Source organism: Parvibaculum sp., from assembly GCF_002684405.1.
Taxonomy (GTDB): Bacteria; Pseudomonadota; Alphaproteobacteria; order Parvibaculales; family Parvibaculaceae; genus Parvibaculum.
On sequence record NZ_NYVD01000012.1, the window covers coordinates 1 to 7324 of the forward strand.

Annotated in this window: 7 protein-coding genes; 3 read left to right on the forward strand and 4 right to left on the reverse strand. The window is 62.0% G+C overall.

Annotated features, from left to right (window positions below; all coding sequences use genetic code 11):
• Together CMI59_RS01245 and CMI59_RS01250 are read left to right on the forward strand one after the other, a co-directional pair.
• Window positions 1-395 (forward strand): mismatch-specific DNA-glycosylase (locus CMI59_RS01245; RefSeq protein ID WP_293323613.1); only part of this gene is annotated, 395 nt, incomplete at its 5' end.
• A 60-nt stretch (window positions 396-455) separates the two neighbouring features.
• Entirely contained in the window at window positions 456-1595 is a 1140-nt protein-coding gene (locus CMI59_RS01250) for a hypothetical protein (RefSeq protein ID WP_293323616.1), read from the forward strand.
• Between the two features lie 12 nt (window positions 1596-1607).
• Here the strand turns inward: CMI59_RS01250 and CMI59_RS01255 are convergent, their stop codons facing one another.
• The 3 genes from CMI59_RS01255 to CMI59_RS01265 form a co-directional block, all read right to left on the reverse strand.
• Window positions 1608-2378 (reverse strand): sulfite exporter TauE/SafE family protein, encoded by a 771-nt coding sequence (locus CMI59_RS01255; RefSeq protein WP_293323620.1) that lies wholly within the window; start codon window positions 2376-2378, stop codon window positions 1608-1610.
• A gap of 241 nt (window positions 2379-2619) precedes the next feature.
• Window positions 2620-4350 carry an amidohydrolase family protein gene (locus CMI59_RS01260; RefSeq protein WP_293323623.1) on the reverse strand — a complete coding sequence of 577 codons (1731 nt, stop codon included), beginning with the start codon at window positions 4348-4350 and terminating at the stop codon, window positions 2620-2622.
• Window position 4351: 1 nt separating this feature from the next.
• On the reverse strand, window positions 4352-5179 hold the full coding sequence (locus CMI59_RS01265; protein ID WP_293323626.1) for a TetR/AcrR family transcriptional regulator: 828 nt from the start codon (window positions 5177-5179) through the stop codon (window positions 4352-4354).
• Window positions 5180-5324: 145 nt separating this feature from the next.
• On the opposite strand from CMI59_RS01265, the gene msrA reads away from it, so the two are divergent.
• A complete protein-coding gene (gene msrA / locus CMI59_RS01270; RefSeq protein WP_293323629.1) occupies window positions 5325-5981 on the forward strand; it encodes a peptide-methionine (S)-S-oxide reductase MsrA in 657 nt (218 codons plus the stop codon).
• 76 nt (window positions 5982-6057) lie between these two features.
• Here the strand turns inward: msrA and rpoH are convergent, their stop codons facing one another.
• A complete protein-coding gene (gene rpoH / locus CMI59_RS01275; RefSeq protein WP_293323632.1) occupies window positions 6058-6963 on the reverse strand; it encodes an RNA polymerase sigma factor RpoH in 906 nt (301 codons plus the stop codon).
• Window positions 6964-7324 lie beyond the last annotated feature (361 nt).

Consider the following 7324-nt stretch of genomic DNA (forward strand, 5'->3'; position numbering starts at 1 on the left):
ACCGGTTCTGGCGCACGCTGCATGAGGTCGGGATCACGCCGCGACGCTTCGCTCCACAGGAGTTCCGTGACCTGACGAAACTCGGCATCGGCTTTACCGATGTGTCGAAGATTGGTTCCGGCATGGACCATGAAATCGCGGCGGGGGATTTCGACGCGGCGGGGCTTCGCGCGCGGCTGGCGAAAGCGAAGCCGCAGGCCATCGCGTTTACCAGCAAGCGCGCGGCGAGCTTCTATCTCGGCAAGCCAACAGGGAAGATCGCCTATGGCCGCCAGCCGGACGTTGAAGGCGAGCCCGTCACCTTCGTCCTCACCTCGCCCTCCGGCGCGGCGACGCGCTACTGGTCGCTGGACCCGTGGCGGGAGCTGGCGGATTGGTTCAGGCGGGCCGGTTAGAGGCTATACCCCTCATTAAACCTTTGGTGTTTCGCTGACGGGAGACAGGGGAGAGGGCCCATGCGGAAAACAACATTTGCGGAGCGGCTGATCTGGGCCGGATTGATGGTCGTTCCGGCGGGGCTGATCGCACTGACCCATTTCAGCCTTGGGGCTATCCCGCAAAGTGAAACGCAGATCTATTTCCTCTTCCTCATGGACCACATCTACTTTCTGGTTGTGGTTCTGAGCTGGTGTCTCGTCGGCTATCTGACAGCGGGCGAGAACAGGTCGCGCTGGCTGAAGACGGCGGCGGTCGCAGGGGCGGGCATTCTGCTTCTTATCCCGACATCCGTTCTGTTCGTGATCCTGTTCAAACAGTCGCCTTTGCTGTTCTCCCTATGCATGACATCGCTTCTGATGGGGCTTCCCATCCTGCTGGCTGTCCGTTGGTTTCGGCCTCGGCTGAATGTGTCCGTGGAGGTCTTAGTGGCGGCGACGATTGGAACGCCGCTACTCGTTCTGCTTTTCCGCTTTCTTACATTCGGTTCGGCATATGCCGGTGGCTGGAATACGCCTGCCCAGATGTGGCCGTGGATAGCGGGTGTCGTGCCCTATTGCTGGATGACATTCCGGATGGTGGAGCGCTCTTCCGTCCTCTCATTTCTGGTGGCTCTTCCTGCGGTCGTTTTTCTCGGGGCGTTCCCGATGTCGAAGTACCAGCTAGGGAGGCACGGCTGGGAGGCCGCCTTTGTCTGGCCGGCCGCCGCCTTCGAGCATTTCATTCCAACGGAAATACGAAAGCAGCGTACCGCCGAGCTTCAGGAAGCCCTGACATCGGGTAAGCCGGTTCGCATCGGTGCGCATATCTATCGGCTAGAGGCGTTGCGAACGCGAGGTAAACCGGAAATCATCGGTGGGCCGCGGGAGCCTCAGCCGCTTCCGGAGGGTTTGCGTTGGGCATCTCTGGTTGTGTCTCCTGCAGGTATTCTCGGGCCTGAGACACCAGTCGAGGAAGTATATATTTCTCTGACTGTCAGGTATCGCTCCGACAGCGGTTCGGAGGATGAAGAGGAATACCGGGTCTATAAAGGTAGAATATCTTTCGGCCTCGACGATCTGAATGTGAAGGTCTCAACAAAGCCCAGTGACGCGGTGCCGCCGGAGCGGCTTTATAGTGCCGTGCGGGGCTGGCTCTTGTCTGCGCGCGTGGCGGAGTAGACGCAGACGGCCTTATCCCCTGATCGCTTCCACCAGCGTCACCAAAGCGATGATCGTCAGCAGGCTCAGGGCGATGCGGCGGTAGAGCGTGTCATGCGCCTTGCCGAAGAGCCAGTGGCCGGTGATGTTGCCGAGGATCAGCGCCGGGCTCAGCATGATGGCGAGCAGGATGATCTTCAGCCCCACAATGCCCGAGATGAGGCCCGTCGCGATGGACCCCACATCGGTGAAGAAGAAGAACATCAACAGCGAAGACCGGTTGACCGCCGCCGCCGTGGGGCGCGCGAGGAAATAGACCATCACGGGCGGGCCGGGCATCGCCATGCCGCCCGACAACATGCCCGCAAAGCCGCCCACGCCCAGCACGGCGGGGACGGGAAGGTGTTCGGGCAGGCGCGCGCCTGTCGCCATCAGCGCCACCGTTGCGAGCAGGATCACGGCGATGGCGATGCGCAGGCTGTCGCCGGGCACGACACTCAGCGCATAGACGCCGAGCGGAATGCAGACGAAAGCGGCGGGGACGAGCAGTTTCAGCGATTTCCAGTCGGCCTTCTTGCGCGCCATGGGCACGAGCTGCGAGGAGCCGATCAGGTCGAGCATCAGCGCCATGGGCACGGCTTGCGCCGGATGCATGATGAGCGACAACAGCGGCACCACGGAAAGGCCGAAGCCGAAACCGGCAAAGGCTTTCAGCGTGGTGGAGAACAGCACCGCTGCGAAGGCGAGCGCCAGGTCGGGCGCGGGCGGCATCGCGTCGGCGAAGACGGAAATCAGGGTATCCATGAAACGATGTACTCAAGAAGAACGCGGGCCCGAAGGCCCGCGTCCGGAAGGGGGGATGTTTTGACGTGTTTGTCTTTCTGAACAAAATCGTCATTGCGAGCGCCCGTCAGGGCGCGCGGCGATCCAGAGCCGCAGCTTCAGCGCTGGATTGCTTCGTCGCGGAGCCTGTCCTTGGGCTTGCTCAAGGCAAGACCCGAGGGCTCCTCGCAATGACGCTCCTGCATATGTTTCTACGCTTTACTTACGCGGCGGGCGCTGCCTGCTCGCCGCGAATGAGATGGCCGGGCAGGTTGCCGGTCGGCTCGTCGTTTTCCGACACGACCACGCCGGAGAGGATCGTGGCGCGGTAGCCCTTTGCGCCCTGCCAGAGGCGGCGGCCGCCCGCGGGCAGATCGAAGCGCATTTCAGGGTGCGTGAAGGTGAGGTTCTCGAAATCGATCACATTCACATCCGCCTTCATGCCGGGTTTCAGCACGCCGCGGTCATAGAGGCCATATTGCTCCGCCGTGTCCTTGGTCTGGATACGGATGATATCCTGGATCGGCATTTTCGCCCCGCGCGAACGGTCGCGGGCCCAATGCGTCAGCATGAAGGTGGGCGTGCCGCCGTCGCAGATCGCACCGACATGCGCGCCGCCATCGGCAAGGCTGAGGCCCGTCTGCGGGTGGCGCAGCGTTGCCTCGATGGCTGTGTAATCGTTGGTCGAATAGCCGAAGAGCGGGAAATAGAGCATCGCCTGTCCGTCATTCAGCATCATCGCGTCATAGGCGACTTCCGCGGGCGTCTTGCCTTCGCGTTCGGCGATGGCGGCGATCGAATCTTCCGGCGCGGGCTCGTAGTTTTCCTTCTCGCCCATCGGATACATCTTGTGGAAGCTCGTGGTGATGAAGGTGCCGAAATCGCCGAGCTTGTCGACATTCTTGCCGCCGGTGATTTCTGCGCGCACCGCCGGGTCCTTCAGCTTCTCCAGACGCTCCTTGAAGGGCATCTCCGCGTAAGGCCGGTATTCGGGGAAGCCGATAAAGGGATGCACCGAGGTCTGCCAGCCCATGAGCAGGCCGACCGGGCGGCCCGAATGCTGGCCGCGAATATTGGTGACGCCTTCAGCCCGGGCTTCGTCCAGATGGTCGAGCATCTTCTGGTAGAGGTCGGGGGCTTCGTCGATCTGCTGGATCTGGAAAGTCACCATACGGCCGGTGTCCTTTGCCATTTTCAGCATCCAGTCGAATTCCTTTTCCATCTCGCGATGCGTTGCCGCGATCTGGAAGACGCCGCCGCCATAGGCTTTCAGCGCATCGGCGATGCCGAAGAGTTCGTCGGTCGCCGCCAGCGTGCCGGGCACGGGGTCGCCCTGCAGCGTGTTGTGGAGGTCGGTGCGCGAGGTGGAAAAGCCGAGCGCGCCCGCCTTGAGGCTCTCATAGGTGAGGTCGCGCATCTTCGCGATGTCTTCCGGCGTTGCCGGTTCGTTGTCGATGCCGCGCTGGCCCATCACATAGACGCGGAGCGAGCAATGCGGCATCTGCGCGCCGATATCGACGGCGTAGCTGCGCTTGTCGAGCGCGTCCATATATTCGGGGAAGCTTTCCCATTCCCATTTGATGCCCTCATGCATCGCCGCGCCGGGGATATCTTCCACCGCTTCCATGAGGTCGATGAGTTCGTCGCGCGATTCCGGTTTCACCGGCGCAAAGCCGACGCCGCAATTGCCCATCACCACCGTCGTCACGCCATGCTGCGAGGAGGGGGTGAGATAGGGGTCCCAGGTCGCCTGCGCGTCGTAATGGGTGTGGATATCCACAAAGCCCGGCGTGACCATCAGGCCCTTCGCGTCGATCTCGCGCTTGCCCTTGCCGGTCACTTTGCCGACTTCGCTGATCTTGTTGCCGTCGATGGCGATATCCCCGGTAAAGGGGTCGGTGCCCGTCCCGTCGACAATCGTGCCGCCGCGGATTACCAGATCGTGCTCAGCCATTTTATCCTCCCTCAGGATGCATTTGTTTTGTCGGGCGCCTGTTTCGGCGTTTGGTCGTCATTGTGTTCAAGAGGTCGCGCACCTGTCTCTGCGGGGCGGCGAGCTGCATGGTTCGAACCTTGCCCGCAATCATGCCCAACCTTGCCCCATCGGCGCCCCAACCAAGCAGCAGCGTGCGCACCGTGGCGTCCGGCAGCCCGCCGGCCTCGCCCCAGGCCGCGCCGCGGCGCGTCACTTTCAGAAGCTGGATCGCGCCCTGCAGCGCCCCCCAGATCATCAGCGCGCGCTCGCGCGCATCGCCCTTGTCGAGAACGCCTTTGGCCTCCGCGTCGGCGATCAAATCGGCCAGACGCTGCAGACTTCCGCGCGTTACATCGAAGACCATGCGCACATCCTGTTCGGACAGCACATTGGCCGGATTGCCGAGATAATGCGTGACGAGGCCGAATTCGGCAGGCGAGGCCACCGCGAAAAGTTCATAGGTCTGCGCCGCGCCGATGATGCGGGCGAGCGCAAGATCCTGTTCCGAAAGGGCTTTTTCTCGCGCCCAGCCGTCGATCCGGTCGGCCGTGTCCGCATTCAGCACGCCGATATGGGTGGCGACCAGCCGTTGCAGCTCGCGCACCACCGCCTCTTTCGACGGGTAATAGCGATAGACGGCGGCGACGGAGCGGCCCATGCGCTCCGCGAGCCCGTGCAGCGTCAGATTGTCGAGCCCGCCTTCCACCGCAAGGTCCAGCGCCACCGACAGGATCTCGCGCATTTTGCGCGCCCTGTTCTGCGCCACGGTGGGCGAGAATTCGCCGCTATCGGGAAAAATGTAAATCATGTTCACGGTTTTAAATGGCAGGCCGGAAGGAGGCAAGCGATTTGAGTCCGCAGCGCATGAAGGGGTGAAGAGCGGGGCAAGGCGCATTATCTTGCAGGTAAGACGATATCAACACCATGCGCCCCGACGGGCGAGGGAGGTTTCCATGTTTTCCATGCGCAAATCCGCTGAAATGCCCGCCCGCGGCGAGGCTCTTCCGGGCCGCGGCGACCCCATCCCGACCGCCGAGACGCATTTCCTCAATGGCGCGGCCCTCAAGGGGCCTTACCCGGCGGGTGCCGAGAAGGCGATGTTCGGCCTTGGCTGTTTTTGGGGCGCGGAGAAACGCTTCTGGGACGTGCCCGGCGTTTACGTCACCGCCGTCGGCTATGCCGCGGGCTACACGCCCAACCCGACCTACCGTGAAGTCTGCACCGGGCAGACCGGGCATAATGAAGTCGTGCTGGTCGTCTACGACCCGAAGCAGGTGAGCTATGAGCAGCTTCTGAAAATCTTCTGGGAGAACCACAACCCGACCCATGGCATGCGGCAGGGAAACGATGTCGGCACGCAATACCGTTCCGGCATTTATGCGTTCACACCCGCGCAGCGCGAGGCGGCGGAAGCCTCGAAGGCGGCCTATCAGGCGGAGCTTTCCAAGCGCGGGATCGGTGAGATCACGACGGAAATTCTCGACGCGCCGGCGTTCTATTTCGCCGAGGACTACCACCAGCAATATCTCGCCAAGAATCCGGATGGCTATTGCGGCCTCGGCGGCACGGGCGTGAGCTGTCCCGTGGGGACGGGCGTTGTCGCCGATTGAGTTTCTCGAACGGCTGAAACAAAAAACGGCCCGCCAGTTTGACGGGCCGTTTTGATTTTTCGGTGCCGTGTCGCGCTTAGTGCGCTTCCAACGCTTCCTTGCGGGCATCTGCCTGCTCGCGCATGGCGTTCTTCATCGCCTTTTGCAGCTTCTCGAAGGCGCGGACTTCGATCTGGCGCACACGCTCGCGGCTGATGCCGTATTCCTGGCTCAGTTCCTCCAGCGTGGCCGGGTCGTCCTTCAGGCGGCGCTCGGTGAGGATGTGCATCTCGCGCTCGTTCAGCGACTGCATGGCGGTGGCCAGCATCTCGCGGCGCAGATTCATTTCCTCGCTATCGCCGAGTTCAGATTCCTGATCCGGCGCGTCGTCCACCAGCCAGTCCTGCCACTCGCCGCTTTCGCTGTCCTGTCGGAGCGGCGCGTTGAGCGAGTTGTCGGGACCCGCCATGCGGCGGTTCATGGAGATGACCTCGTCCTCGGTCACGCCGAGGCGGTCGGCGATCTCGGTCACCTGTTCGTGCCGCAGGTCGCCGTCCTCGATGGCCTGGATCTGGCCCTTTACCTTGCGCAGGTTGAAGAAGAGCTTTTTCTGCGCGGCCGTGGTGCCCATCTTCACGAGCGACCAGGAGCGCAAAATGTATTCCTGAATGGAAGCGCGGATCCACCACATGGCATAGGTGGCGAGCCGGAAGCCCTTTTCCGGTTCGAAGCGCTTCACAGCCTGCATCAGGCCGACATTGCCTTCGGAGATGACTTCGCCGATGGGCAGGCCATAGCCGCGATAGCCCATGGCGATCTTCGCCACGAGGCGCAGATGGCTCGTCACCATCTTGTGGGCGGCTTCGGAATCCTCATGCTCCTTCCAGCGTTTGGCGAGCATGTATTCTTCCTGCGGCTCCAGCATCGGAAATTTGCGGATTTCCTGCAGGTAGCGAGACAGGCTGCCTTCCGGATTAGGCGCCGGGGCGAGTTTCGTAGCCATGAGAACCCCTCAATCTGGATCGCCGGCAGGAAGTGCCGGGGTCCGCTGACGTTCAAACAAGTTGGTCCGCTTCCTTCAAGAAAAGGGGCCTTTGCGGGCCCGGGCCAGCCTGACAGCCTCTCCAATATGGGGAGGAAAGCTGGCAAGAAAAGGACCTTTGTTAGTAATTATACTAATTCTAAACTATCTATCAAGCTTTTAATATCGTTGGGTATGGGGGCCTCATAGCGCATTTTCTCGTGACTTGCCGGGTGCTCGAAGGCGAGCAAATGGGCGTGAAGCGCCTGACGGTCGAGGCTCTCAAGCGCCTGCTGGGCTTCGGGTGGCAGCTTCACTTTTCGGGTCTTCTGGCTGCCGCCAT

Coding starts and splice junctions, on each gene's coding strand:
- CMI59_RS01250 (WP_293323616.1), top strand. CDS start 456: ATGCGGAAAACAACATTTGCGGAGCGGCTGATCTGGGCCGGATTGATG.
- CMI59_RS01255 (WP_293323620.1), bottom strand. CDS start 2,378: ATGGATACCCTGATTTCCGTCTTCGCCGACGCGATGCCGCCCGCGCCC.
- CMI59_RS01260 (WP_293323623.1), bottom strand. CDS start 4,350: ATGGCTGAGCACGATCTGGTAATCCGCGGCGGCACGATTGTCGACGGG.
- CMI59_RS01265 (WP_293323626.1), bottom strand. CDS start 5,179: ATGATTTACATTTTTCCCGATAGCGGCGAATTCTCGCCCACCGTGGCG.
- msrA (WP_293323629.1), top strand. CDS start 5,325: ATGTTTTCCATGCGCAAATCCGCTGAAATGCCCGCCCGCGGCGAGGCT.
- rpoH (WP_293323632.1), bottom strand. CDS start 6,963: ATGGCTACGAAACTCGCCCCGGCGCCTAATCCGGAAGGCAGCCTGTCT.